We start from the raw sequence: 22,937 nt of genomic DNA, 5'->3' as shown, positions 1-22,937 counted from the left end.
TTTATTGTTCCTTTTGAGGCTTTAAAACACTTAGCGGTGATAAAAAATAAATAGCTAAGATCCCGACCATTACACTCAGCCCAAAGCTAAAAATAGCAGGGGTTTCAGAGGCACTCAGCATGCCAAATACCCACATTGATGACGCTGCAGATAAACTAATCGCCAGTACATTTTTGGGCTCTAACTTATTTATTTGATAAAAAACGAGGTAATCAATTGCTAAAGCAATAACAAGTAATGCACCGAGCAAATTAAATAACGACAAGCTACCTTGAATTGCGTTACATATCCAAAGCATACTCAATACCACAAAAGATAAAATGGTTACTTGCAGAAGCGCTATCTTAATCGAAAATCGCCAGCTAAATAGTAGCCAGCTGATCAGACCCGCGAGAACCAAGCTTAATAGCAAATATTCGCGGTAGTCACTTAATAAAGCACTAATTTGTTGAGGTTTGTTATAAATATAAACACCTTTGCTTTTTTCAACTTCATTAATTAATTGATCAGATGAAATACCCGAAATAGACATCCATGTTATCGATTGACTTGGCTCAACAACCATTTGAGAAAGCAGTAACGGTTTAAATGTACTCGCGACGAGTGTTTCATAAGTGATTAACGGTGATTTTGTACTTGCAAGTGCTTGCCCTGTAACGCGCTCTGCAATATCCAAAGTCCCTTTGTTTTTAGCCTGTTCAAACACAGCCTGGTTATCGCCCTGTCTTTGTAAACTAGGCAACCAATGGCTAATGCTATTATGTTTAAAATTTGGGTCTAGTTGGGTTAAGCGTGTTAAAAATTGTTCTTGTTTTTGTAAAAGCGCTTCGTCGCTATTTGCAAACATAAAAACAATTTGGCTGTCCCATTGTCCAAGTAATAACAAATGCTTTTTTTCGTTTAGCATTAAGTGATCGGAGCTTGCATTTAATAGCTTTACATCATCATTAAAGCTAATTGGTTTAATTAAAAATAACGCACTGATAAAGGCCAGTAATGTAATAAGTATTGGTGTTTTTAGGTGGTTACAATATTCAAAAACATTGATGAGTTTTTTACTCATTAATAAACTCGAAGGCGATAACGTGAGCGTAGATTGCCACAATGGCAAAACTAACACGGTAAATAGCCATGCACTCACCAAACCGGCAATAACAAACACCCCAACTTGAGACAATAACGTCAGTGGCGCACCGAGTAAGCAGCAATAACCCAGCGTAGTCGTAATAAGAGACAGTAAAAGCGCAGATTGTGTCCCTTTGCTGTAGCCTTTTTCATGCTCTTTTTTGGCTAAATCAGTCATGCCATGAAATGCATAATCAATGGCAATACCAATCAAGGTAACTGCAAAAACAAGCGTTAATAAATGAATAGTCTTAAATAGCAACACCATAGCGATAGCGCCACCAGTAAGTGCGCTCAGTACGGTAAAGCTTGCTAATAAAATACTGTTTAAACGCCTAAATACCCAAAATACCATAACAATAAGGGCTAATAAGCTAATGCCACCAAACAAGCTCATCTCGTATTTAGCTTGTTTAGCATTTTCAGCCGTATGAAATAGCACACCGGAGTAAGTAATGCTTAAATCAGGGTAGGTTTTATTAAGTATATTGATCTGTTTAATTATCGCGCCAGCTAAATCAATTGATTTATTAACCCCTAAATTTTCAGGCGCTAAGTTTGCCAAAATGACACGGTATTCAACGCCTTTTAAACGTCGAGTTAAACGGCCTTGTTCAAGCGTAAACAATTGGCTTTGTTTTAAGTTATCTTCTATAAATGCCGCTAAGCTCAAACTTGTATCTTTGCTTAAGGTAGCACTTACAAATGGGTTGCCTAACTGATTTAATTGCGCAAGGTAATAATGTTCAAACGTTGTTTTGTTGCTTAATGTTTGTTTGTAAGTATCACTTAATAACGCATGTTTGAAAGGTGAGAATGTTTGCGCTAAATCGTTAACGGACGGAAAGTTAAATGTGCTTTTAATTGCATTATCGTCAAGCCATTTTTGGAAATCATCAAATGCTTTATTTTTATTATTTCCTGCAAACGAGAACATAACACGGTTAGCATTTTGTTGAAAAAAAACATCTTCCGCATAGGCAATTTGAGAGTGTGATTTTGGTAACAAGCTAAACATATCGGCGCTAAACGTTGGTTTAGACAGCCAAAAAGCTGCAGCAAAAAGTAAAATTAAACTGCTAAACCACCCTACAATAACGGTAATTCGTTTTGTCACTGCACTATTCCCTTAATTAACCACTGCATTATTTAAAAACATAATTTTATTTGGGATAAGTAAACTCAATTTTTGTGTTATTTCCTGAGTGCTCATTTAGTGTAATACTGCTCACTTGCTTAGCAGTATTACATAAAATAAAATCACTAAATAATTGCTGTAGCATCGCTTCTTTTGGTGTTAACTGTGTGCAACCGTCTTGCATTTTAACAATGTCAAAACGTGTTTCCAGCGCACTCATATTTACGCTAAGTAAGTCACTCAGTAATCCTACAAATTGCTCGCTACCGGGTTGTGGTATTAACTCACCATTGGCATTTTGTGCAAGCACTTTGCCGTTTTCTATTATGAGCATACTCTCAACAGGCATTTTCACTTGCCAAATTAGTTTTTCGTCAATTAACGAAAAAACACCCGACGAAATAAAAGGCTTAGCAAATCCATTAAATTGCTTATATTGCTTAAACTCACCTTTAATAGCTGCTGCATTTACTACAGAGCAAAACAGCAAAAAGCTAATGGCAATGCTCAATGTAAAACATTTTAAAAAATTCATTTAATCGCCTATAAAATAAAAATTTAATTCAAAACTGCTTTTAACTTATTAAATAAAATAGCGGGTGATTCAAATTGCATTTCTTTGGAGCTGATCTCAACCGCAACTTGCGTGGTTGAGGCTTTAGTAAGGCGCTTATTAGTTAGCGAGTCAGTGATTACGTAGTCAATCCGTAGTCGATTCTCGAATTCTTTTAAATAAGCCGCTACTTTAATTTTTTGAGTAAATACCGCTGAGGCAATATACTTTATTTGCATATCAACAATAGGCCACGCGTAGCCCGACTCATGCATTTGTGGGTAATCGTAATCAAATAAACGCAGTAACTCACAGCGCGCTACTTCTAAATAACGTGGGTAATTACCATGCCATACAACATTCATTGGGTCGCAGTCATGAAATGGAATTTCAATTTCTACCACATGCGTTAATAATGCACCTTTACTATTCATACAACGCCCAACGTTTAGTTTGAATATACCCTATTGTTTGCCTTAGCACGGCTTCCATTGGTCTATCCTCTGTGAGGTTTTCAAAGTAATCAGTTATATCGGTATACATGTTTTGCATATCTTGCGTTAAAGTCGAAAACTCAAGATCGCCTTGCTTAATACGTAATCTAACACCTTGAATACTGGCTAATAACGTACTTGCTAACACTTGTTCTGTTAGCTGTAAAATACGTAAACAATCGCGTGACGCAATAGTCCCCATACTCACTTTATCTTGATTATGGCACTCTGTAGAGCGAGAAAAAACGCTGGCCGGCATGGTTAATTTCAATGCTTCAGCAGTGTAAGCACTACAGCCAATTTGAACCGCTTTAAAACCATGATTAATATAACGGCGCTCTGGTGCACTATCAGACAAGTTTGAAGGTAGGCCGTTGTTGTACTTAGTATCAACCAAAGAAGCAATTTGTCTGTCTGCTAAATCAGCAAGGTTTGCAACGGCTGTTTTCATGCTATCCATTGCCATTGCAATGTGGCCACCGTAAAAATGCCCGCCGTGCAATACATGCTCACCTTGGCCGTCAATTATTGGGTTATCGTTTGCTGAGTTAAGCTCGTTTTCTATCATGTGCCTAAAAAACGGCAGACTGTCTTGCAGCACACCAATAACATGGGGTGCACAACGGATTGAATACCTATCTTGAAGTCTGTCTGCATTACGAGGGTGATCGTGATGGTTTAAATCTTTTCTTATCCAACGCGCAATTTGTTGCTGCCCTGGGTGCGGCTTAACTGAAAATAATATCTCATCAAAATGATGGCTATTTCCTTTAAGTGCCAAGCTTGCTAATGCAGTAATACGGCTCGCCAATTTAGCCAAGTAATTAGCCCTATCAAATGCTAAACACGCTAATGCAGTCATTACCGCTGTGCCATTCATAACGGCAAGACCTTCTTTTGGCCTTAGTGTTAGTGGCTCTAAGCCAACTTCTTTCATAACTTCAGCACTGTTACGTACTTGGTCTTTGTAAAACACATCACGCTCGCCTACCATCGCACCAGCAACGTAAGATAACGGTGTTAAATCACCGCTGGCACCTACTGACCCTTCTTGTGGGATCACAGGCACTATATCGTTATTTAAATAATCTTTAAGTAGGTGCAGCATTTCCCAGCTAATACCAGAATAGCCTTGTGAAAGTGATGTTAAGCGGGTCGCTAAAATTGCACGCCCTTGCACTTTATTAAATACATCCCCCAGTCCACAGCCGTGAAAGCGAGTTAAATGCAGAGGTAATTCATCAACTAAATCAAGGGGTACTGCAACTGTTACAGAATCACCGTAACCAGTTGTAACGCCGTAAATTACGCCATCTTCTTTTAAAAGTGTGTCTAAAAAACACAAAGCGCTATTAATTTTAACGCTAAAAGTTTCACAGCTATTTAATTGCACTTGTGTTTGATTAAAGGCAACTCGAACAATATCTTCAATTGATAATCGCTGATTGCCAAAAAGCTGTATATTTTGTTCAGTCACACTTGCTCTCCATTGATTGATCGCGCACTACCTGCTGATCACTTTTCCAAAAATCGTAAAAATTAAACCACTGATAAGGATATAAAGCTGCGTAATAACTCAAACGCTCTGCATAGTCAGTAATAATAAGTGTTAGCGCCTGCTGTCGCTCTCGTCGAGGCATTTTTAATGATTGGCTGTAATGCTCAAATATCACTTGATACTTTTTGCTTTTTTTATCTTTTAAACAAAACAAAAAGTAAACGGGACAATCAAGCAACGCGGCTAATATAAAAGGCCCCTGTGAAAATGGGGCGTTTTTTCCTAAAAATGGTACCTGTACCGACCGAGAAGCCGTTGTTGTGCTTGTTCTGTCACCAACAATAACGATTATTTCCCCCAGCTCTACTTTTTCTTTTAATAAAATAGCTAAGTCAGGGCCCATATCAGTCACTTGTATTAAATTAACCGACACATCTGGGTTAATCTTTTTAAGCATTTTATTAAATTCAACAGCGTGATGAGTAAACACCAATACATTTATTTTTTTACTGCTGCGGTGTTGGCTAAGTGCCCTGCATACTTCTAAATTACCCAAGTGAGAACCTATAAAAATAGCCCCTTGGTTTTGCTCATCTAACTCAGCAAATAAATGCTCATTAGTGTACTTAATATCACGTTGGGTTATTCGCCCAAGCCAAGCATCAATTTTATCTAATGCGCTATCTGCAAAACTGCAAAAGTGTGTTAATTGCATTTTAAACGTAACAAGTTGTTTGCAGCCTTGGTAAACATTAACCTGCGCTAAAAACGCTTTAGATGCTTTACGTGCTACTTTTCCTGTTAAGAAAAGATAAAAAACCACAGGAAACAAAACAATCCACAGTCCTTTTCTACCCAGTAATTTATGGGCAAATAACAGTATTTGAATACCTAAAAAATTACCGCGTTCCTGCATTTTAGACCAATGTTTAGCGGCCATAACGCCTCTTTAATTTATGACAAATTAACACAGGAGAGCGAATCAACATGCCAAAAAACAAACGAGTGTGTAACCAGGAAATACGCGCATTATCGTGCAATGGTTGAAAATGAGAAAGCCCATTTTCAGGGTAAATTACTTGGCTAGGTAAAAATACAAAAGGCACATTGCGCCAATATAAACGCACTAAAATTTCAGGGTCAAAATCCATGCGTTTTCCAAGCGACACCTCATCAATTAGCTTTGTACTTTGCTCAAGTGGATACACTCTAAAGCCACACATCGAATCTACAATTGTAAAACTTAACGTTTCAATCCATACCCACACATGCGTTAAATAACGTGCTAAATAACGGTGTTTAGGCACTGAGTCATCATATATTGGGCAACAACTTATAAGCGCTTTAGGCTGAGCATTTGCAAGTGCTATTAGTTTTTTAATGTCAGCTAAATCATGCTGCCCATCTGCATCAACCTGTATCGCATGTGAAAAACCTAGCTTATGTGCCTGCTTTAAGCCTGTTTGTACCGCGCCGCCTTTGCCCTGATTATCGTCGTGGGTAACTACACTCAACTGCGCGTATTTTGCATCAAGGTTACTGAATACATTTTTAGCTTCGGCGTTGCTTGCGTCATCAACCATAATAATAGGAAGATTAAATGACGATAATTGGCTCAGTACATCATCAATAACCGTAATATGATTATAATTTGGGATAACAATGCAAAAGTTATTCATTTATTAGGCTATCAAAAACAACACGGCCAGATGCATGCTGTCCTTTGTTTGAATTATAAGAAAAGGTATATTTATTCTCTGCTTTTTGCTCAAGCAATAATTCAACTGTTATACCTGGGGTGATCACTACCTGAAACTTTAATACTTCAACATTTTTAACAGGTTGCTGAACCTTATAATATTTACAAATTGCAGCCACAGCCCAGTCTAATTGCACAACACCTGCGAGTATTGGGCCATCCGTAAAGTGTCCTTTGAAATAATCTAAATCATGAGGAACTAGTAAGCTTAATTTATACTTTTGCTCTGCTTTTTCACAAGACAGTAAATCAGGCTGTGTTTTAGTCAACTTTTGCAAAAAGACTCTCCAATGCTTTTAAATTTAACTTTGCCTGTGAGTTGTATGGTAATTGCTCTACAAAACGCCACTTTTTAGGGATACAAATTCGCTCAAAGCGCGCTAATGCATGCGCTTTTAATAAATTATTTGTAGCTAGCTTACCCTCACCATTAAAGAGCATCTGCCCTTTATGCGTAAGCACAACAATAGCCCCTACAATTAATCGCTCACCAGGCAAGGCGATTACTTTAGCTTCACTTACCCACTCACTAGTACACAAATGTAGTTCTAGCTCATCTAAACTTAATCGTTTTTCTTCTAATTTTATAATTCGGTCGAATCGACCTAATAATCTAAATTGACCATTTTTAAGTACTTCGCCTCGATCATCTAAAGGGTAATTTTTGTCGCGAACAAGTGGAGAGGTTAAAATTAAACGCTGATCATCCAAAGCCCGTACTTTAATACCCGAGAAAGGCTGCCAAAGGCTAACTTTTTCATGTGATGTAACTTGTCGATATGCAATACCACCTGTTTCGGTACTACCAAAAACTTGTGTGACTGGTTTATTTAATTGCGTAAACAACGAAATGGCATCTTCATTTAGTAGCGGTCCACCTGATGAAAATATCCATTGTAAATGAGACTTATCATTCACTAATACATTATCGATACATAACCGTTTTAACTGCGCTGGGCTTGAAACAAACACTACTTTTTTAAATAACCTAAGCTTTTTAGCTACATGCTCGGGGTAATGCAGTAGTTCTGTATTAACAACTTTCCCTGCACGCAATGGCCACAGTAACCTAAACAGTAAACCGTATATATGCTGATGCGAAACACTTGCTATAAAAATAGGATTATCAATCAGTGCGTAGCTGTTAATTAATGTATTTACTTCTTTATTTATTACCTGCCACGTTTTTACAATTGGCTTTGCTTTACCCGACGAGCCCGACGTATAAAAAACGATTGTACCTTCTTCAGGCCAATTAATTGTTTCAATGAATACAAAGTGAGGTTGATTGGCTAAAGTGCTTACATCTAAAAAATCAGCCGCTAAATCAGCTATTAATTCAGACTCACCAATAAAAAACGGCGTCTGTTTAAGCAAGGAGTTTAACGTTTCAGGTTGCCCATTAGGCGGCAAAATCACTGTATTTCCGTGTAATGCCAAAGCAAATAAGTACACGGAAAATTTGTAGGCGTCTGTGGTGTATAAAACAACCGATGATGTAGCGTTTAACGTTGATAGTTTTGCTAAAACCTCATTTATATCACTAACAAACTCACGCTCAGAAATATCATTATCAGTATGATTAAAACATGTTCTTATTGCATTACTTTGAAAAGCATTAAACACCGGCGTTCCTTTTTACTTTTTGTCTGACTAACCACTCTATAGCAAACAATGTGCCCATAGCTAAGTAAGCAATAAAACCATTATAAAAAGCCCAGGTTTCTAGGCTACTAAAAATACTGGTGTACAGGGCAATACCACCGTTTAATACAAAAACAGACACCACACTAGCGTTACTTTTTTTGTATAAATCAGAGCGTTTTCATCAAGTGAGGGCTCAGTAATGCGCGCAAAGGTTTCAATAATAGAAGGCCCTTTATACAAAGAATACGCAAACACAACTAACATAACTAAATTAATGATTACGGGATACAAACGCAGCCCTAAGTCGCTATCCATTACCTTGGAAATCAAAATAGTAATGACTGCTAAAAATGTAGCGGGCTTTAACCACGGCATTTTATCAAATAAGGCTCTGCTTAACCAAAGTCTAAGCCCGAGTAAAAATAGCAGTAATACTGTAATAATCTGACTATTAAAACGCGTAAGGCCTACGTACACAATAATAGGGTAGCAAGCCAAGCAAATCATAATTAACGTTGTTAAAACTGCTTTTAACATAGTATTAGTTAACTAACTTTTCTATTTCGGTGACTATATCTTGCACTGTGCGCACAAGCTTAAAGGCATCAGGCTCAATTTTTTTACCTGTGATTTCTCTTAATTTCACAACTAAGTCAACTGCATCAATACTGTCTAAATCAAGATCTTGGTATAGGTTAGCCTCTAAGCTAATATCTTCTGGGTCTATTTCAAATTCGTTTTCTAAAATGCCGTGTAATACATCATAAATTTCAGCAGCGGTTTTCATTTTTCTTCCTACTTTTATATATTAAGAACGTGCTTGTTCAATAAATTTTGCTAAAGAATTAACTGAGGCAAAGTGCGCTTTAGTTTGCTCAGAATTTGCATCTATTTTCACATCAAATTGCTTTTTTATCGCAAGGCCAAGCTCTAACGCATCTATGCTGTCTAGCCCTAGCCCATCTACAAATAAAGCGTCATCGTCTTTAATGTCAGCAGTGGTCATGTCTTCAAGGTCAAGGCTTGAGATAATCAGTTGTTTTATTTGTTCTTTTAATTCGCTCATATATTTTTTAGCTCTTGTGTAAAATAATGTTGTAAATCTTTAGTCAATTGGCGTGATTGCATTGCAGGCATATCGCTGTCGTACGTTGCACAATTAAACTGCTGGCTCGTAAGCCTCATTGTAAAATGCGCCTGATATGGCGCGACTTTATACCAAGGAGTGCCTTTGGTTAAAGTGTTTGGTTTCATTTTAATTAAAAAAGTAGTGATAGGCGCATTACATCTAATTGCAATATTTGCAGCGCCACGTTTAAACTTTAATTTTTTGTGAGGCTCTGTCCGTGTCCCTTCAGGAAATACAATTAAGTTATTACCCGTTTGTAAACTTTGCTCGCACTCTCGTAATAACTCTTGCGGATCATCATTACTTATATAGCCTGTGCTTTTAATAACGCCGCGCACAAAAGGGTTTTTAAATAAATGCGCCTTTACTACGCAATCTGCGTTTTTTATCACCGAAATTAAAACAACAACATCAATTAAAGAAGGATGGTTTGCTAATATCAATTGTCCTTTTAAGCTTTCAATTTGTGCTTTATCGTTAACATGAAACCGAATAGCACCCAGTAAATGCATTAAGCTAACAAACAATTTGAAGCAGTAATGCACTGTTTTTCGAGCTTTAAGCTTTTGTTTAACTGGGTTATTTTCAAATAAACGCTGAGCGGGAAAAATAATAAAGGCTAATACTAAACCACCAATTCCAAAAACTGAAAAGCAAAATGCAGTAGTAATCATTCGCCAAAACAATCCACATAGCCTTTGTGCATTTTTAAGCATGGTACGTAAGCTGCCAATCGTGCTCAAGCGCGTTATGAACAAGTAATATATTGCTGCGCTCATACAAAGCTTTAGCGCATTGGATACTCATTGGTAAGTCGCTTTTTTCCATGCCCGTATTAAATACTTTTTTTAAACTAAAATGAGGTTCGCCTTCTTGCGGGGCTCTGATTATTAAACCAATTGAGTGTGCTATTTGCTGTTCATCAGCGAACTGCACGTAAATGTCAGGGAGGGTTTCATCGGTATGGACTATTAATATATGTTGCTGTTCACTATCAATAAGGCGTACAACGCCATCTACTAGTGCATAAATAAAGCTTTCAGCGCCTGCCGAAATTGCATTTGTAGCACTTGTATTACCCTGTATTATCCCAAAAAGTCCTGAAGCCGCATTATGCACACTTAGCCCAAAACCAGTTGGCGACAAAGGCTGATCATTTACTACATCAACAAGTAAGTTAGACGTTTTGTGAAAATCGCCGTGGCGAGAAGAGAAAACACTAGGTAAATTAATATAGCTACCTTGAGCACTTACTTGATGGGCACTAAAGAGCGCCATTTTAATAAAAGGAGTCATGCGGCGTCGCTGCATAGCAGGCACCCAACTAAGATTTAATACGGAGGAATCAAACCAATTACTCTCTTTTATTTGTCGCTGTTCAGGCTTTATCCATATAGCGAGTTCTTCAACAACAAATTTCACAGATATACATATTTTATTAATTATAAGGACGAGAATTTTACCGATATTAGCAATAAAAGTAAATAATCATTAAATAAAAGCCAGCAACTAAAATCATTCAGTACTGGCTCATATTACTAAGAAAGTAGAGCAATATTTTTTATATCTATATAGTCAGCCTTACCGCCTACTACATCACTTTCGTTAAGTTGATTTATTAATGGCAAACCGATTTTTTGTTGCTCCTCGCTAAGCGGTAAATACGGTAATCTAAATACTGGATTTACTGCACCTGTCATCATCAACGCGGTATTAATAGCAATCGGGTTTGGTTCACAGAACAACCAGTTCATTAATGGTTGTAACGAAGTATTTAGCTCGTTATTTTTAGTATCCATTAATTGGCGAAATAACCCAGGTATTAAGTTAGAAGTAACCGAAATAACACCGTGCGCTTTATGTGTGTGGCGCGCATCGTGGCTTTCGTCATCGTTACCCGACCAACATGCAATACCTTGTTGCTCATAATGGGCAATGCGTTCATTGCCGCCACACTCTTTAACACCAATAAAATATTCGTGCTTTGCAAGTGGCTCAATAATATCAGGTGTTAGGTCTTGACCTGTGCGCCCTGCTACGTTGTAAATAAAGGCTGGGCCAATATCAAGCACACGCTTAAAGTGCTCTTTAACACCCGCGATTGACGTACGTCCGTAGTACGGGTTAATTTGCAGTGCTGCATCCATACCGCTGGCAAAGCCATATTTAGTTGCTTTAATCGCTTCACGGGTGTTGTTACTACCGGTATTACCAACAATAACCAGTTTGTCGCCATACTTGTTTGCACTGTGCGCTATAAGCATTAAATGCTCTTCCCAGTTCATTAACTGGCCTTCGCCTGTTGTGCCACCGACTACAATGCCATCAACGCCCGCTGCAATTTGTATTGCAACGAGTTCATCGTACTTTGCTAGGTCTATTTCACCGTTTGCTAAGTATGGCGTTTTAATCGCTGTAATAAGGCTTGCTTGTTTAATTTGTTCTAGGGTGCGCATAAAAATTCATTATTTATAAAACTTGCGCTATTTGTAACATATTTGCCAGTACTTTTGGAGGTGTAAGCGCATATTTAATTATAAAATACCTTGTGTTATTGAGTTTGTTAATTCAAAATGAAGTACTGTACATATAAACAGTATTTGTATTTTAACGATACCAGAGGCTTTATGCGTTTATCTGACTACTTAGCAACTCATTTTTATAACACCGATGAACTATGCCAAGCATTAAATATAGATTCAGACATGCTTTTAACTTGGCAAGAGCAAAGTGTTTTCCCCAAACCAAGTTATTGTATTAAAAGTCAACTTAGTTGTAGTTCATATTCAGGTTTGTATGAATGCGAAGAGTATGACGATTACTACCCACGCGGCTGTGTAAATTGGGGGCAAGGTTTAATAAAACAAAAAATAGAATCATCAAGCCATGCTTTTAATTACTTTGCACAACAATACATTGCCATTTTGACTAAATTAGCTCAGCAAGGGTTTGAATTTAATGAAGAGTTATTTGGCTGCGAAATAGACGAGCACTTACAACAAGTCTGGCAACAATTTTTATGCAGTAAATACGGCGTACTTACTCAAAATGGATTAATAGACGAAATAGTCGCTGTTGATATTGGTCGCTTAGTTGTAGACGATATTACCGAACTACGAAGTAAAGCGAGTTTAGACAAAGACGAGCGTTCTTACTTACATCCCGCTATGAAGCTTTTAAACCGTGCACTGAGTCATGGTGCCGATCATGAAAAGCAAAGCACATTACGCACTCGCTACATTGATGCACTTGTTTTAAAGTATGATTTGTCTATTAAATAACATTATATTAAGTTGATTATTTACTATTTTAGGATTATTTTTAGATTAAATGAGATCTATTAACGTAACTATCACGTATCAAACGAGCGAAAATTCGCAATAAAGCACCTTAATAAAGGCACTGACTCAATGACAATGAAAACAAAAATAAGCTTAATTTCTGCTGCACTCACAATTCTTTCTTTTAATACGCTTGCTAAAGCTAACCACGAGAACGTAAGCGATGACGTAGTAAAAACACAGCGCGCCGCACTTGCTAAAAACACAATTAATAAAGGTTTTGGCCCTCAATCTCCGCGTAATATTGATAATCATAAAGGCGAGAATACAGTAATATTTTCTGATGCGCCTGCTTCATCACAAATGAACTTATGCAATATCCATTTTCATAAAAATGCAGAACACGCCGGCGGCGAGTTTAGTAAATATGCAGGCAATGGCGATGGTCATGGCTATCAAAGTGGCTATGTGTATTCAGGCTCTTTAACTAAAAATGAGAGCAAACCTACAAAAATAAAGATTTGTCCGAGCGAACACGGCGCTCTTTCAGTAGGCGACACCATTGAAGTTCACAATGTGCATAGCAGTGCAATGGTTAAACCTGGCCCTACACTGGGTAGTTGTTTGAGTGATTCGATTAAAAATCCGCAACTACGTGTTGAAGCGCAAGTATACGTATTAGTAAACGATGCAAACGCGCTTGATTTTAACGAAATAAGTAACGTGTCATCGGTTAATGGCTATTACCAAGCAGCGAATGCACTTACTAATACTGGTGAAGCAGTTATTTATACCGGCTCTACCACTGGCCCTGGTTACAATGAGGCAGGCTCTCCTTTCCAAGTAACATGGTCAGTTAAACCAAAAGTAGCAAAAGTAGATATAAACAGTGTAGGTAAGTGGTGTGAAAGTAATACCTTTAATGAAGATCATGCTCACGGTGTAAGAAATCTCGTAATAAACCCTGCATTACTCTCTAAAATCAAATAATTAAAATTTAGCCTAATAAAAAACAACCCACTAATTAGTGGGTTGTTTTATTATGACCGTTAAAATGAGTATTACGCTTAATGGGATAAAAATGTCACATTAAATGTATTTAAATCTTCATATGTAATACATGTTTGCTCATTGGTATTAAGCTCAACAACACCACAATAAGAACCTGTTATAAACACTTGCCCTGCTTTTAAGCTAATTCCCTTTGCTGATAAGTAATTAACTGCCCAATAAAGTGGAAGTTGCGCAAATTCAGCAGGATGCACACCCGCTAAATTTAACTCCAGCTCAGTTTGCTTAACGTTTATATTTACAGTACTTGCGTTATACGCTTTGGCTTTATCTATTTTCGGGCCTAAATACACGCCTTGATTAGATAAACCATCAGCCAGCTTTTCAATGTGAGTGCTTGGAGTGTCTTCATCAAATCTTTTTTGAATAAGCTCAAGTGCCAAGTGGACGCTGGCAAATGCAGTATCCACGTCTTCATTTGTATAGGTTTTATTACTTGGTAAATCGCTTTGTAAAATAAATGCAATTTCTGGTTCAATAAGCGCTTTATTGTTTGTTGTATACAGTGGGCAATTTTCAGCTTGTTTTATAGGTGCATGTAAAAGAGGCGCTAATATAATTGAGCCATCATCTAAAGGCAGCATACACTTCCAGCCATATACAGTTTGATCATTTAAGTAAATCATCAACTTTTGTACTTCTATCGCATCGTCAGTCGAGTCTAGTACTAACTCTTTGGGAAAGTTTGAACGCGCTGGGTTTTCTTCTCTTTGTGCTAATAAATGAGTAGCAATTAGTTTTAGCTGTATTGAGTTGTTCACATAAATCTCTTTAAAATACGTTGCTGGTTAAGCAGTAAATAGGAAGGATTATATTATTAATATATTAGTTTAGGCATTGGAACATCATGTTAAATGCCTCTAGTTAAAATTGTATTTAAAACAAAGCGTGGTAATTATTTAAGTATCAACAGATTTAAGCGAGCGTAAAAACAGCCCTAAGCCACCAAACGCTAAAATTATAATAACAATCAAATCAAACGACGTCATAGTTCGCATACTAAATCGAACACTCGATATAACGCCAAATATTAGTGCTGTTAACGAGCCAAGCGATAGCACCCAGCCTAAAATGTTTTTAGAATTATAAAAAATTAGGCCCACACCAAAAAGAAACGGGATCATAACCATGCCGCCTGTAACGCCAAAGCCACCTAAAGCATTAACACTATAAATGCGAGAGCTTAGTCCAAAATTAGAAGTCACCGAAATTGCGTTTAGCAGCATATAAAAGCCACCGCACATCATAATTAAACCAATAAAAAAATGCCCAATACCACCAGAGCTTCCACCCGCACCTTTCATTATTAATTATTCCTTTTATATTTTTAACTTAATCGTTTTAAATGGTAATTGCTCAACTATTAACATTGACCGCGGTCTACAAATCAATCAGTGCACACGCGAAAACACTTATCGCGTAATTACATGCCAAATAACATAAAACCAAGATAAAAAACCATGCAAAATTGCCCATAACACAGACTCGTTAGCACTCCATGAAATAGCAATTGCTAGGGCTGTACCAAAAGAGACTCCATATTTTACTATTTCATTTCTTGAGTTTCTCATTAATTATATTCCTAATTTTTAACTTGTTAGCTGCTTGATTTGCTTACTAAAACTGAAAGCTCTTTACCATCAATATTGATACTTGCTTCTTTGCCTAGTTCAACAACTAAAGAGGGAGCCATGTGTTTTCCACCTAGCTTCAGGTCAGTTGCTAAACTAACAGAAGAATCATCAATTTGCATTAGTAAGAGCAAAACCATATGAATTATCAACTAAAACAGGTGGGCCAAGTAGATTTTCTATTACCATAAAATTTGGCGTTCACTACAAAACTATCTTAGATTTCGACACACTACGAATTCATAAAAAGAGTCCTATTAGGTTGCATTGATATATTGGGGAAGTTGAGTATTTTAGAGGCAGGTTAGAGTGAAAAAATAAAAAGGTGATGTAAGTTAACAGCACCTATTTGAGTATCAGGGCGCGAGCATACTTTGTTAAAAATGTTAACCAAAAAGAAGTTCTTCTCTAAAAGCATCATCATAACAAGCTCTTACACACTTACTTCTTATTGACCCCTTGCTTTTCGTATGCTGCTTTATCATGTTCCTAACGACGCGTCTAAATAGTGCCATATGTTGCGCACTTAATGGCTCATGTATTTGACAGGCATCTTCTTTAAATACGACATCTAGTATCCAGTGTTGCTGATTTTCTATCAGCCAATGTTGTCTTATTGCTTTACTTATCAATATATTGTCTGTCAACGATGTTAGGTAGTAATGTGTGTCAATACTCGTTCTATTACCCTTCGTTCGCTCTCGCTGCACCGCAACGATTGTCCTAACTGATGGCCAGCTCTCTTTAATTTCACTCGGTAATAAACGCGCATCAAGACAATCTATCGTGCGTACTTCTTTTCGCCCATGCCCTGCATCTTGTGTTACATGACTAAGTATCTCTGAGTTTTCAGATTCATACTGGTGTGTAAATGCATCTTGAATCGCGCTATAAAGTTTCTTTTGATTACCCTTTGCTTGCACTAGATAATCTGCATGTCTGCTAATTAGCTGTTTTAGCGTTTCTTTTTGGCAGTGCAAAGCATCAAGTGTAATGACGGTGTTATTGATATCGAGTATTTTCAATAAATCCCGAACTGCCGGTATTTCATTCGTCTTACTGCCAACTGTTTGGTGGAATAATGTGAGACCTGCCTCACAATCAAATGCTGAGACGAGGTGTAATTTATCAGCAATGTGTTTACTTGCTCCGCGAATAGTTTTGCCATCGAAGGCAATGACAGGATGCGCTGATTTAACGCGGTTTTGATTGACCCAGCTATACATCGCGAGTAGTAATGAGTCAGTATCAACGGTTCTAAAAATCCGAGCAATACTATGTCGAGTGGGTATGCCATTTTTGAAAGAACGAAATCCTCTTAACCAATTAAGCTTACTTTCGCCATAGACTTCAATATCTTGCCAGTTTTCACACCCTGATGTAACGGCAGTAATAATAAGAAAAAGCACATCAACTAAGTTATGGTGTTGATTTATATGTGAACGATTATCTTTGACGAGTTCTAAATGGGAGAAGAGTGACATAATAAGTTTAAGGTGATTAAATTTATGGTATTAGATCATAAAATTTGTTTATTTACAAAGTGTGATCCCGCCCTGATTTGAGTATTTACTTTATTACATGTAATTTAGCTAAGTATTTTAATACATACCATAATAAGCACTATAAAAATAATTTAACCAATTGATTTATATACATCGATACTACTATTGGTTAAAAGCCCAGTAACTTGCATACCAAACGCTTTAAAGTGTGGCTCGTTTTTATGCGCTTCAAAGTGTTCGTCAGACGCCCACTGTTCGCTAACTACATAGTCAGTATGTTCATCATCACTTTTTACCGATAATTCATAACGTAAGCACCCTACTTCTTGGCGCGATGACTTTTGTAAGTTTTCAAGTGCTGTAAGCATCACATCTGCATCAATATTTTTGCACGACAGTGCAGCTATAACCGTTAACATGTGTATTCCTTTTTAAAAGTTAAGGTGTAGATAATCTACACCTTAAAATATTTAGTTTAACTTTGCGTTTGAGGTAAGTTTACTGATCCCACTGCGGCGCAAAGTCTGGTGTTGCTTGGCGGTCGCCACAATCTAGAGCGTCAATGCGGGCTATGTCTTCATCATCTAATTTAACGTGGTCGTTAAAGTTATCTTCTAAATTTTTGCGCTTAGTTGATGATGGAATTGTCGTCATACCGCTGGCGTTAACCCATGCTAAAACAACTTGTGCTGGACTTGCATCGTGCTTTTTAGCAATGTCGATAATGGTTTGATCTTTAAGTACTTTGCCTACTACAAATGGCATGTACGCCGTTACGTGTATATCGTGCTGAGCACAAAACGCACGCAATCTAGTATTAGTTAAATATGGGTGAACCTCAACCTGATTGGTAAATATTTCACGCGAGTCGAGTGTTTGCATTGCTTCATTTAAGTTTGCAATGGTGAAGTTTGATACACCAATGTGTTTGGTTAAACCAAGCTGCTTCGCTTTTAGTAATTCAGTGAGGTATTCACTCATTGGCTCGTCGTTAGCAGGCGATGGCCAATGAATTAGCAGTAAGTCGACCGAATCAACTTGTAGCTTTTCAAGTGACTTTTTAACGCTTGGAATAAAGTCGATTTTGTTTAATTTGTTATTCCACACTTTGGTGGTTAAGAATATTTCACTGCGCGGAATATTGCTGTCTTTTATAGCTTGGCCTACTTGCTCTTCGTTGCCATAAATTTGTGCGGTATCAATATGGCGAAACCCAACTTCAAGTGCCATTTTTACTGAGTTATAGGCAGTGTCGCCCTCTAAGCGGAATGTTCCCATACCTAGTTCTGGCATTTCTATTACACGTTTTGTCATGGTTTATCCTTATAAAATAATCGGTTAAAAACAAGCTCTTTTAAAGCTTTACGAAATACACCTTTTACTTCTTATTGCGACTGTCACTTAAAAATCTATGACCTTATAACAGGTATGAGGTCATTAATTTTAGTTTCAATCTTAACAGCTAAGACTTTATGCTTGCTGAATTTCACGTTTATCAAGCATACCGCTGTAGCGTGTAACACCGAGGGCTAAAACAGAGATAACAGCGCCTATCCATGCTGTGTCTTGCAGAGTCATGTTCTCTACTACGCTACCGCCAATAATTGAGCCAAGAGCAATACCAATATTAAATGCGGCTATGTTTAAACCTGATGCAACATCTACCGCATTTGGCGTGTGCTTCTGCGCTTGCTTTACTACATAAAGTTGCAAGCCTGGCACATTGCCAAAAGCAAATGCGCCCCAGACTAGAATAGTAAGTACAGCGGCAATTTTTGATTCCATCGTAAAGGTAAATATCAGTAAAATAACACTCAAAGCGCTGAATATAATACTCAAAGCGCTAATTGGGCCGCGCTTGTCGGCCAACTTTCCACCCCAAATATTACCTACCGCTACCGATACGCCGTAAACAAGCATTATTAAGGCAATAGCCGAAGGCGCAAAGCCTGTTTGTTGCTCTAAAATAGGTGCTAAATAAGTAAACGCTGTAAACGTGCCGCCGTAGCCCAATATCGTCATTAAATACACGAGTAATAAACGCGGTTTTACAATTACTTGTAGTTGTTCTTTAAACGTGGCTGGTATTGATTGTTTTAAGTTTTTTGGCACTAAAATAGAACTGCCGATTAATGCAATTAAACCTAATACCGACACAACTAAAAACGTTGCACGCCAACCAAAGTGTTGTCCAATCCATGTACCTAGTGGCACACCAGTTACGAGTGCTACAGTAAGCCCGGTAAACATAATGGCAATTGCACTGGCTTCTTTGTCTTTGCTTACTAGACTTGTGGCAATAATCGATCCGATTGAAAAAACACACCATGGGCAAGCCCCGTTAAAATGCGCGCAAGTATTAATGTTTCGTAACTTGGCGCTTGCCAAGCAAGTAAGTTACCCAATACAAACAAGCCCATTAAGCTTATTAAGACCACTTTACGATTCCAACGACCCGTTAAAGCTGTTAGCACCGGTGCACCAATAGCAACGCCAACCGCATATAAACTTACAAGCAAACCAGCTGAAGGTAGGCTTACGCCTAAGTCGTTTGCAATGGTGGGACTAACCCCACTATTACAAACTCAGTTGTTCCTATTGCAAATGCGCTTAAGGTAAGCGCCCACAAAGCCAATGGCATAGTTATATCCTCATTAATATATGAAGAATATAGTTTGGCTAAAATATCGTTTGCAAAAAATAGCATTAGTGACAAAATACTTTTGTTAATAATGCAAAGATGGTGTTGGTATATTTATGGCTGTTCATTCAAAAACTGAAGATTTAGAAACGTTTATAACGGTAGTCGATTGCGGAAGCTTTTCGGGGGCGGCTAATTTGCTCGATCAACAAGTGGCTAAAGTGTCGCGAGCTGTATCACGCCTTGAAAATACACTGAAATGCACTTTGCTAAACAGAACAACACGCCGATTAGAACTTACCGAAGAAGGCCATACTTTTATAAAATATGCGCGCGAAGGATTAAATACGCTTTATACCGGTGAAGAAGCCATAAAGCTTTTAAAACAAGCGCCAAGTGGCAAGCTGCGAATAGATGCGGCAAGCCCTTTTGTATTGCACCAACTTACGCCTTTAATTGGCGAATTTGCTAAGCAATACCCGCACATAACGCTTGATATAACCTCGCACGATAGCATTATTGATTTACTTGAACATAAAACCGACCTAGCCATACGCATTGGTGATTTAAAGGACTCAAACCTACATGCTCGTAAGTTAGGCAATAGTAAACTGCGTATAGTCGCAAGCCCTGAGTATTTAAAAAGTAACCCTAAAATTAATGCTATAAATGATTTAACCAGCCATAAATTAATTGGTTTTACCGACTCACCTAAACTTAATAGCTGGCCGTTAATTCAACCTTTAAAACTAAGCTATTCGCTGAGCGCGAGTAGCGGAGAGACAGTACGACAATTATGTTTAGTAGGGCAAGGCATTGCTCTACTTTCGGATTTTATGATTGGAAATGACATAAATGAAAAGCGACTTATTGAATTACTACCCAATGCGGTTATGAGGCCAAATAATCGTGAAATTATACAAGCGGTTTATTATAAAAACAGCGCAGTTTCGTCTCGTATTGTCGCTTTTTTAGATTTTATAAAACCAAAACTAACTTTGTGATCTTTTAAAATAGAAATAATAAAGGTAATAAATTAATCATCGAGTGTTATTTGATAACCAACATAAATAACCATGGCTCTCATCCTCATCTCTCTCCATGATATAAACTGCGTTTGCCTAGTTATGTACGCTTCCCAATCGTTACTAGGAAATAAATTAAATTGTTTTTCATCCGTTATTTCAAAACCGCCTCCGGCCAATAAACTATCAAAATCATTATACTTTGTATGTGAGCTAATAAAGTCAGGTGTCATTAGTTTATTAAGCGGTATTTGATTATCTTTCACTATTGTTTTTATATTATTTACTAACTTATTAATGTCTGCCACTGTTGACTCCTGTTAACTGACTAATTTTAACAAACATTTCTTAAAAACTTGAATTATTAAACTAATTTAGCTCGGTATAACCAAACTTTAATCAGAGAGTAAATTTATATTAGTCTAATAACGCTTTAATCATAAAGTTAAATTATTCGTATTTAGAGTAAAACTAAGCATCTAAAACAATATTAGTTTTGATGCTCATATTGACCTCGATAAATTTCAAAAACTTTTAATACCGTATGCTGTTCTTTAGATAAATTATCAAACCAATCGTCAAACAATTCATCATTGTCTTGCTCACTGAGTGCCATATATTGTGCCAATAACTCAACAATGTCGTTGTGGTTACAACTTAAAGGATTAAGTTGATGTGCTAAGGCACTATGGTCACGCTCTCTTAGGGTATCCATCACCCCTTGATCTATTTTTTCTTGTTGTTGTACTGCGTCGCTCATACATTACCTCTGTGATCAACTGTAAATGCGGTTTTAACGTTTTTATTAGCTTAAATATAGTTATAACAGCCTAAACGCTAATAGCCAGCATTTTTAATCTAAGTGCTTATATTTTGATTTATTTGCACAAATAGCCATCAAACTGGTGCTTTTCACTGCTTTTAAAACTATTTGCAAAGCACAAAAAAATGCGTTAAATTAAATGATATATTATCACATATCATTTATTGAGGCGCATTATGAAACCAAATATTCACCCTGACTACCAAGTAGTTGCTTTTCACGACACCGCTGCCGACTCTTATTTTATTATCGGTTCAACAATTAAAACCAACCGCACTGTTGAGGTAGACGGTAAAACTTATCCGTATGTGCCTATTGATGTGTCGAGTGATTCACACCCTTTCTATACAGGTAAGCAAAAAACCGTAACCACAGATGGTCGTGTTGCACAGTTTAATCGTCGATTTAAAGGTGTTTCAACGAGTAAAAAAGAGGAAAAATAATGAAGGTACTTAGCTCACTCAAAAGTGCAAAACAGCGCGCTGGTTGTCAGATAGTTAAACGCAAAGGCCGTGTATTTGTTATCTGTAAAAGCAACCCTCGCCTTAAAGCCGTTCAAGGGATGAAAAAGAAGTAATCTCAGCGGGGTATTAATACATAATTAGGTAGCTTATTTAAGCTACCTAATTTTAGGACGTTACTATTTTACAATGACTGAAAATTCAGGCACGGCCTGAATTACTTTTTTAACAGTACACGTATTAACAGCAGCTATAAGGGCTTTTTTATATTTTTCAGGAAAACCCTCTGGTAGGTTAATTTCAATAGCAAATAACTTTTTACCATTGTCATCAACGTTTTCATTGTTTTGCGTTAGCGTCATTCCTTGTGTAGAAATATCACGTTGTTCACAAAATTTTCGTGCGTAAAACCCTGCGCATAGCACCATGCTCACTAAAAAATAGTCAAAAGGTTCAGGGTGTTCGGCACTCCCACCCGCAGCAATACTTTGATCGCTTATCACTTCTAAATCGCCAAATTTTGCACTTTGCTTTTGGCCTTCTAACATTGAAACTGAAATTTCCATTGTTATTCCTTATATAACCTAAATGTTGGTTAAAATATTGACTAATACATAATTTTTTAGTTTGAGCCTAGATTACGAACCAAACAATAATTCAAAAAAGCCTGGTGGCTCATGTAGTTTGTGATATTTTTTACGTAAATCATCTATATTTTTTAATGATGCTTTCGCCCCTGCGAGCCCTTGTTTATTAGCCGCATTTTTAGCAAGCTCAGCCTGAGCAATTACTTTATCAAGGCCTTGTAATGACTGTTCGGGCTCTTTATAAAATTTGGCTGTTTTACTTACTTTTGCCAGCTTAATAAACTTATCGATTGCGATATTAAATTCTACTAGATCAGTTGCTTGTACTGCTTGTTTATAAGCAAGGCCTGTGTTTTTCATGTTTATTTCGAGATCAACAGGCTGATCAGCAAATGCTAATGAGCTAAATAACAATGTGAAAAATATATAAAAAGACTTCATGAACAACCTTACTAAGTTAAAAACATACAGATTGTATCAAGGATAGAAAAGAAAGTAACTCGGGTAGTGAAATGGCTTAAAACTAACTGTAAAGCCCCTTTACAGTTAGTTTGATATTTAAATTGTTA

31 protein-coding genes and 1 pseudogene are annotated in these 22,937 nt (G+C 37.2%); 5 read left to right on the top strand and 27 right to left on the bottom strand.

Annotated elements, in window-relative coordinates; genetic code table 11:
- Window position 1 precedes the first annotated feature (1 nt).
- The 15 genes from P4S65_RS19445 to dapA all read right to left on the bottom strand — a co-directional run bounded on the left by P4S65_RS19445 (window position 2) and on the right by dapA (window position 11,799).
- Entirely contained in the window at window positions 2-2,242 is a 2,241-nt protein-coding gene (locus tag P4S65_RS19445; protein WP_337120947.1) for a transporter, read from the bottom strand.
- A gap of 46 nt (window positions 2,243-2,288) precedes the next feature.
- Entirely contained in the window at window positions 2,289-2,798 is a 510-nt protein-coding gene (locus P4S65_RS19440; RefSeq protein ID WP_007378691.1) for an outer membrane lipoprotein carrier protein LolA, read from the bottom strand.
- 23 nt (window positions 2,799-2,821) lie between these two features.
- Window positions 2,822-3,250, bottom strand: a complete 429-nt coding sequence (locus tag P4S65_RS19435; RefSeq protein WP_007378690.1) for an acyl-CoA thioesterase — start codon at window positions 3,248-3,250, stop codon at window positions 2,822-2,824.
- Window positions 3,243-4,787, bottom strand: coding sequence for an HAL/PAL/TAL family ammonia-lyase (locus P4S65_RS19430; protein WP_337120945.1), 1,545 nt, complete (start codon window positions 4,785-4,787; stop codon window positions 3,243-3,245). Before P4S65_RS19430 ends, P4S65_RS19435 begins: the two co-directional genes overlap by 8 nt.
- Window positions 4,780-5,748, bottom strand: coding sequence for an LpxL/LpxP family acyltransferase (locus P4S65_RS19425; protein WP_337120944.1), 969 nt, complete (start codon window positions 5,746-5,748; stop codon window positions 4,780-4,782). The genes P4S65_RS19430 and P4S65_RS19425 overlap by 8 nt, the downstream gene beginning before the upstream one ends.
- Complete coding sequence (locus P4S65_RS19420) at window positions 5,738-6,487, bottom strand: glycosyltransferase family 2 protein (protein ID WP_337120943.1); 750 nt, start codon at window positions 6,485-6,487, stop codon at window positions 5,738-5,740. Before P4S65_RS19420 ends, P4S65_RS19425 begins: the two co-directional genes overlap by 11 nt.
- Window positions 6,480-6,845: an ApeI family dehydratase gene (locus P4S65_RS19415; RefSeq protein ID WP_096794660.1), complete on the bottom strand. Its 366-nt coding sequence runs from the start codon at window positions 6,843-6,845 to the stop codon at window positions 6,480-6,482. The genes P4S65_RS19420 and P4S65_RS19415 overlap by 8 nt, the downstream gene beginning before the upstream one ends.
- The gene (locus P4S65_RS19410; protein ID WP_096794540.1) at window positions 6,829-8,193 is read right to left on the bottom strand and encodes an AMP-binding protein; all 1,365 of its coding nucleotides are present in this window, start codon (window positions 8,191-8,193) and stop codon (window positions 6,829-6,831) included. The genes P4S65_RS19415 and P4S65_RS19410 overlap by 17 nt, the downstream gene beginning before the upstream one ends.
- Window positions 8,186-8,353 carry a hypothetical protein gene (locus P4S65_RS19405; RefSeq protein ID WP_337120940.1) on the bottom strand — a complete coding sequence of 56 codons (168 nt, stop codon included), beginning with the start codon at window positions 8,351-8,353 and terminating at the stop codon, window positions 8,186-8,188. Before P4S65_RS19405 ends, P4S65_RS19410 begins: the two co-directional genes overlap by 8 nt.
- Window positions 8,335-8,751, bottom strand: coding sequence for a hypothetical protein (locus P4S65_RS19400; protein WP_337120939.1), 417 nt, complete (start codon window positions 8,749-8,751; stop codon window positions 8,335-8,337). Before P4S65_RS19400 ends, P4S65_RS19405 begins: the two co-directional genes overlap by 19 nt.
- A 4-nt stretch (window positions 8,752-8,755) precedes the next feature.
- Window positions 8,756-9,001 carry an acyl carrier protein gene (locus tag P4S65_RS19395; RefSeq protein WP_002958648.1) on the bottom strand — a complete coding sequence of 82 codons (246 nt, stop codon included), beginning with the start codon at window positions 8,999-9,001 and terminating at the stop codon, window positions 8,756-8,758.
- Window positions 9,002-9,022: 21 nt separating this feature from the next.
- Entirely contained in the window at window positions 9,023-9,280 is a 258-nt protein-coding gene (locus P4S65_RS19390; RefSeq protein WP_008137204.1) for a phosphopantetheine-binding protein, read from the bottom strand.
- Complete coding sequence (locus P4S65_RS19385) at window positions 9,277-10,017, bottom strand: lysophospholipid acyltransferase family protein (protein ID WP_033040640.1); 741 nt, start codon at window positions 10,015-10,017, stop codon at window positions 9,277-9,279. Before P4S65_RS19385 ends, P4S65_RS19390 begins: the two co-directional genes overlap by 4 nt.
- A gap of 34 nt (window positions 10,018-10,051) precedes the next feature.
- Complete coding sequence (locus tag P4S65_RS19380) at window positions 10,052-10,765, bottom strand: beta-ketoacyl synthase chain length factor (protein WP_198403034.1); 714 nt, start codon at window positions 10,763-10,765, stop codon at window positions 10,052-10,054.
- 116 nt (window positions 10,766-10,881) lie between these two features.
- Window positions 10,882-11,799, bottom strand: coding sequence for a 4-hydroxy-tetrahydrodipicolinate synthase (gene dapA / locus P4S65_RS19375; protein ID WP_096794539.1), 918 nt, complete (start codon window positions 11,797-11,799; stop codon window positions 10,882-10,884).
- A 171-nt stretch (window positions 11,800-11,970) separates the two neighbouring features.
- On the opposite strand from dapA, the gene P4S65_RS19370 reads away from it, so the two are divergent.
- Both P4S65_RS19370 and P4S65_RS19365 read left to right on the top strand, forming a co-directional pair.
- Window positions 11,971-12,624: a DUF6058 family natural product biosynthesis protein gene (locus P4S65_RS19370; RefSeq protein ID WP_007378679.1), complete on the top strand. Its 654-nt coding sequence runs from the start codon at window positions 11,971-11,973 to the stop codon at window positions 12,622-12,624.
- Between the two features lie 129 nt (window positions 12,625-12,753).
- Complete coding sequence (locus P4S65_RS19365) at window positions 12,754-13,614, top strand: delta-class carbonic anhydrase (protein ID WP_008137213.1); 861 nt, start codon at window positions 12,754-12,756, stop codon at window positions 13,612-13,614.
- Between the two features lie 77 nt (window positions 13,615-13,691).
- On the opposite strand, the gene P4S65_RS19360 is transcribed toward P4S65_RS19365, so the two are convergent.
- The 8 genes and pseudogenes from P4S65_RS19360 to P4S65_RS19325 all read right to left on the bottom strand — a co-directional run bounded on the left by P4S65_RS19360 (window position 13,692) and on the right by P4S65_RS19325 (window position 19,350).
- Window positions 13,692-14,456 carry a 2-keto-4-pentenoate hydratase gene (locus P4S65_RS19360; RefSeq protein WP_337120938.1) on the bottom strand — a complete coding sequence of 255 codons (765 nt, stop codon included), beginning with the start codon at window positions 14,454-14,456 and terminating at the stop codon, window positions 13,692-13,694.
- 138 nt (window positions 14,457-14,594) lie between these two features.
- A complete protein-coding gene (locus P4S65_RS19355; RefSeq protein WP_337120937.1) occupies window positions 14,595-14,999 on the bottom strand; it encodes a hypothetical protein in 405 nt (134 codons plus the stop codon).
- Window positions 15,000-15,107: 108 nt separating this feature from the next.
- Window positions 15,108-15,266, bottom strand: coding sequence for a hypothetical protein (locus P4S65_RS19350; protein WP_007378675.1), 159 nt, complete (start codon window positions 15,264-15,266; stop codon window positions 15,108-15,110).
- A gap of 26 nt (window positions 15,267-15,292) precedes the next feature.
- Window positions 15,293-15,448 carry a hypothetical protein gene (locus tag P4S65_RS19345; RefSeq protein ID WP_337120935.1) on the bottom strand — a complete coding sequence of 52 codons (156 nt, stop codon included), beginning with the start codon at window positions 15,446-15,448 and terminating at the stop codon, window positions 15,293-15,295.
- A 264-nt stretch (window positions 15,449-15,712) separates the two neighbouring features.
- Complete coding sequence (locus P4S65_RS19340) at window positions 15,713-16,810, bottom strand: ISAs1-like element ISPsesp1 family transposase (protein ID WP_337119635.1); 1,098 nt, start codon at window positions 16,808-16,810, stop codon at window positions 15,713-15,715.
- 152 nt (window positions 16,811-16,962) lie between these two features.
- Window positions 16,963-17,250 carry a putative quinol monooxygenase gene (locus P4S65_RS19335; RefSeq protein ID WP_007378673.1) on the bottom strand — a complete coding sequence of 96 codons (288 nt, stop codon included), beginning with the start codon at window positions 17,248-17,250 and terminating at the stop codon, window positions 16,963-16,965.
- Window positions 17,251-17,329: 79 nt separating this feature from the next.
- The gene (gene dkgB / locus P4S65_RS19330) at window positions 17,330-18,145 is read right to left on the bottom strand and encodes a 2,5-didehydrogluconate reductase DkgB (protein WP_337120932.1); all 816 of its coding nucleotides are present in this window, start codon (window positions 18,143-18,145) and stop codon (window positions 17,330-17,332) included.
- A gap of 156 nt (window positions 18,146-18,301) precedes the next feature.
- Window positions 18,302-19,350, bottom strand: a pseudogene (locus P4S65_RS19325) (MFS transporter).
- 238 nt (window positions 19,351-19,588) lie between these two features.
- Here P4S65_RS19325 and P4S65_RS19320 point away from each other — a divergent pair.
- Complete coding sequence (locus P4S65_RS19320; protein ID WP_337120930.1) at window positions 19,589-20,476, top strand: LysR family transcriptional regulator; 888 nt, start codon at window positions 19,589-19,591, stop codon at window positions 20,474-20,476.
- A gap of 32 nt (window positions 20,477-20,508) precedes the next feature.
- Here the strand turns inward: P4S65_RS19320 and P4S65_RS19315 are convergent, their stop codons facing one another.
- Entirely contained in the window at window positions 20,509-20,805 is a 297-nt protein-coding gene (locus P4S65_RS19315) for a hypothetical protein (protein WP_007378868.1), read from the bottom strand.
- A 182-nt stretch (window positions 20,806-20,987) separates the two neighbouring features.
- On the bottom strand, window positions 20,988-21,257 hold the full coding sequence (locus P4S65_RS19310) for a hypothetical protein (RefSeq protein WP_007378869.1): 270 nt from the start codon (window positions 21,255-21,257) through the stop codon (window positions 20,988-20,990).
- Window positions 21,258-21,496: 239 nt separating this feature from the next.
- Between P4S65_RS19310 and P4S65_RS19305 the strand changes: the two genes are divergently transcribed.
- Together P4S65_RS19305 and ykgO are read left to right on the top strand one after the other, a co-directional pair.
- The gene (locus P4S65_RS19305; RefSeq protein ID WP_007378870.1) at window positions 21,497-21,763 is read left to right on the top strand and encodes a type B 50S ribosomal protein L31; all 267 of its coding nucleotides are present in this window, start codon (window positions 21,497-21,499) and stop codon (window positions 21,761-21,763) included.
- Window positions 21,763-21,897: a type B 50S ribosomal protein L36 gene (gene ykgO / locus P4S65_RS19300; protein WP_337120928.1), complete on the top strand. Its 135-nt coding sequence runs from the start codon at window positions 21,763-21,765 to the stop codon at window positions 21,895-21,897. The genes P4S65_RS19305 and ykgO overlap by 1 nt, the downstream gene beginning before the upstream one ends.
- 63 nt (window positions 21,898-21,960) lie before the next feature.
- On the opposite strand, the gene P4S65_RS19295 is transcribed toward ykgO, so the two are convergent.
- Window positions 21,961-22,347 (bottom strand): OsmC family protein, encoded by a 387-nt coding sequence (locus P4S65_RS19295; RefSeq protein ID WP_096794534.1) that lies wholly within the window; start codon window positions 22,345-22,347, stop codon window positions 21,961-21,963.
- A 72-nt stretch (window positions 22,348-22,419) separates the two neighbouring features.
- Complete coding sequence (locus P4S65_RS19290) at window positions 22,420-22,809, bottom strand: cytochrome b562 (RefSeq protein WP_007378873.1); 390 nt, start codon at window positions 22,807-22,809, stop codon at window positions 22,420-22,422.
- Between the last annotated feature and the right edge of the window lie 128 nt (window positions 22,810-22,937).

The organism is Pseudoalteromonas sp. B131b (assembly GCF_037162545.1).
GTDB lineage: Bacteria > Pseudomonadota > Gammaproteobacteria > Enterobacterales > Alteromonadaceae > Pseudoalteromonas > Pseudoalteromonas fuliginea.
Note: the sequence above shows the minus strand (reverse complement) of the source record. Positions and strands in the feature narration are given on the sequence as shown.

Excerpts from the sequence above, each read along its gene's own strand:
- P4S65_RS19440 (WP_007378691.1), bottom strand. The coding sequence starts at position 2,798 with ATGAATTTTTTAAAATGTTTTACATTGAGCATTGCCATTAGCTTTTTG.
- P4S65_RS19435 (WP_007378690.1), bottom strand. The coding sequence starts at position 3,250 with ATGAATAGTAAAGGTGCATTATTAACGCATGTGGTAGAAATTGAAATT.
- P4S65_RS19425 (WP_337120944.1), bottom strand. The coding sequence starts at position 5,748 with ATGGCCGCTAAACATTGGTCTAAAATGCAGGAACGCGGTAATTTTTTA.
- P4S65_RS19420 (WP_337120943.1), bottom strand. The coding sequence starts at position 6,487 with ATGAATAACTTTTGCATTGTTATCCCAAATTATAATCATATTACGGTT.
- P4S65_RS19400 (WP_337120939.1), bottom strand. The coding sequence starts at position 8,751 with ATGTTAAAAGCAGTTTTAACAACGTTAATTATGATTTGCTTGGCTTGC.
- P4S65_RS19395 (WP_002958648.1), bottom strand. The coding sequence starts at position 9,001 with ATGAAAACCGCTGCTGAAATTTATGATGTATTACACGGCATTTTAGAA.
- P4S65_RS19390 (WP_008137204.1), bottom strand. The coding sequence starts at position 9,280 with ATGAGCGAATTAAAAGAACAAATAAAACAACTGATTATCTCAAGCCTT.
- P4S65_RS19385 (WP_033040640.1), bottom strand. The coding sequence starts at position 10,017 with ATGATTACTACTGCATTTTGCTTTTCAGTTTTTGGAATTGGTGGTTTA.
- dapA (WP_096794539.1), bottom strand. The coding sequence starts at position 11,799 with ATGCGCACCCTAGAACAAATTAAACAAGCAAGCCTTATTACAGCGATT.
- P4S65_RS19370 (WP_007378679.1), top strand. The coding sequence starts at position 11,971 with ATGCGTTTATCTGACTACTTAGCAACTCATTTTTATAACACCGATGAA.
- P4S65_RS19365 (WP_008137213.1), top strand. The coding sequence starts at position 12,754 with ATGACAATGAAAACAAAAATAAGCTTAATTTCTGCTGCACTCACAATT.
- P4S65_RS19355 (WP_337120937.1), bottom strand. The coding sequence starts at position 14,999 with ATGAAAGGTGCGGGTGGAAGCTCTGGTGGTATTGGGCATTTTTTTATT.
- P4S65_RS19350 (WP_007378675.1), bottom strand. The coding sequence starts at position 15,266 with ATGAGAAACTCAAGAAATGAAATAGTAAAATATGGAGTCTCTTTTGGT.
- P4S65_RS19345 (WP_337120935.1), bottom strand. The coding sequence starts at position 15,448 with ATGCAAATTGATGATTCTTCTGTTAGTTTAGCAACTGACCTGAAGCTA.
- P4S65_RS19340 (WP_337119635.1), bottom strand. The coding sequence starts at position 16,810 with ATGTCACTCTTCTCCCATTTAGAACTCGTCAAAGATAATCGTTCACAT.
- P4S65_RS19335 (WP_007378673.1), bottom strand. The coding sequence starts at position 17,250 with ATGTTAACGGTTATAGCTGCACTGTCGTGCAAAAATATTGATGCAGAT.
- dkgB (WP_337120932.1), bottom strand. The coding sequence starts at position 18,145 with ATGACAAAACGTGTAATAGAAATGCCAGAACTAGGTATGGGAACATTC.
- P4S65_RS19320 (WP_337120930.1), top strand. The coding sequence starts at position 19,589 with ATGGCTGTTCATTCAAAAACTGAAGATTTAGAAACGTTTATAACGGTA.
- P4S65_RS19310 (WP_007378869.1), bottom strand. The coding sequence starts at position 21,257 with ATGAGCGACGCAGTACAACAACAAGAAAAAATAGATCAAGGGGTGATG.
- P4S65_RS19305 (WP_007378870.1), top strand. The coding sequence starts at position 21,497 with ATGAAACCAAATATTCACCCTGACTACCAAGTAGTTGCTTTTCACGAC.
- ykgO (WP_337120928.1), top strand. The coding sequence starts at position 21,763 with ATGAAGGTACTTAGCTCACTCAAAAGTGCAAAACAGCGCGCTGGTTGT.
- P4S65_RS19295 (WP_096794534.1), bottom strand. The coding sequence starts at position 22,347 with ATGGAAATTTCAGTTTCAATGTTAGAAGGCCAAAAGCAAAGTGCAAAA.
- P4S65_RS19290 (WP_007378873.1), bottom strand. The coding sequence starts at position 22,809 with ATGAAGTCTTTTTATATATTTTTCACATTGTTATTTAGCTCATTAGCA.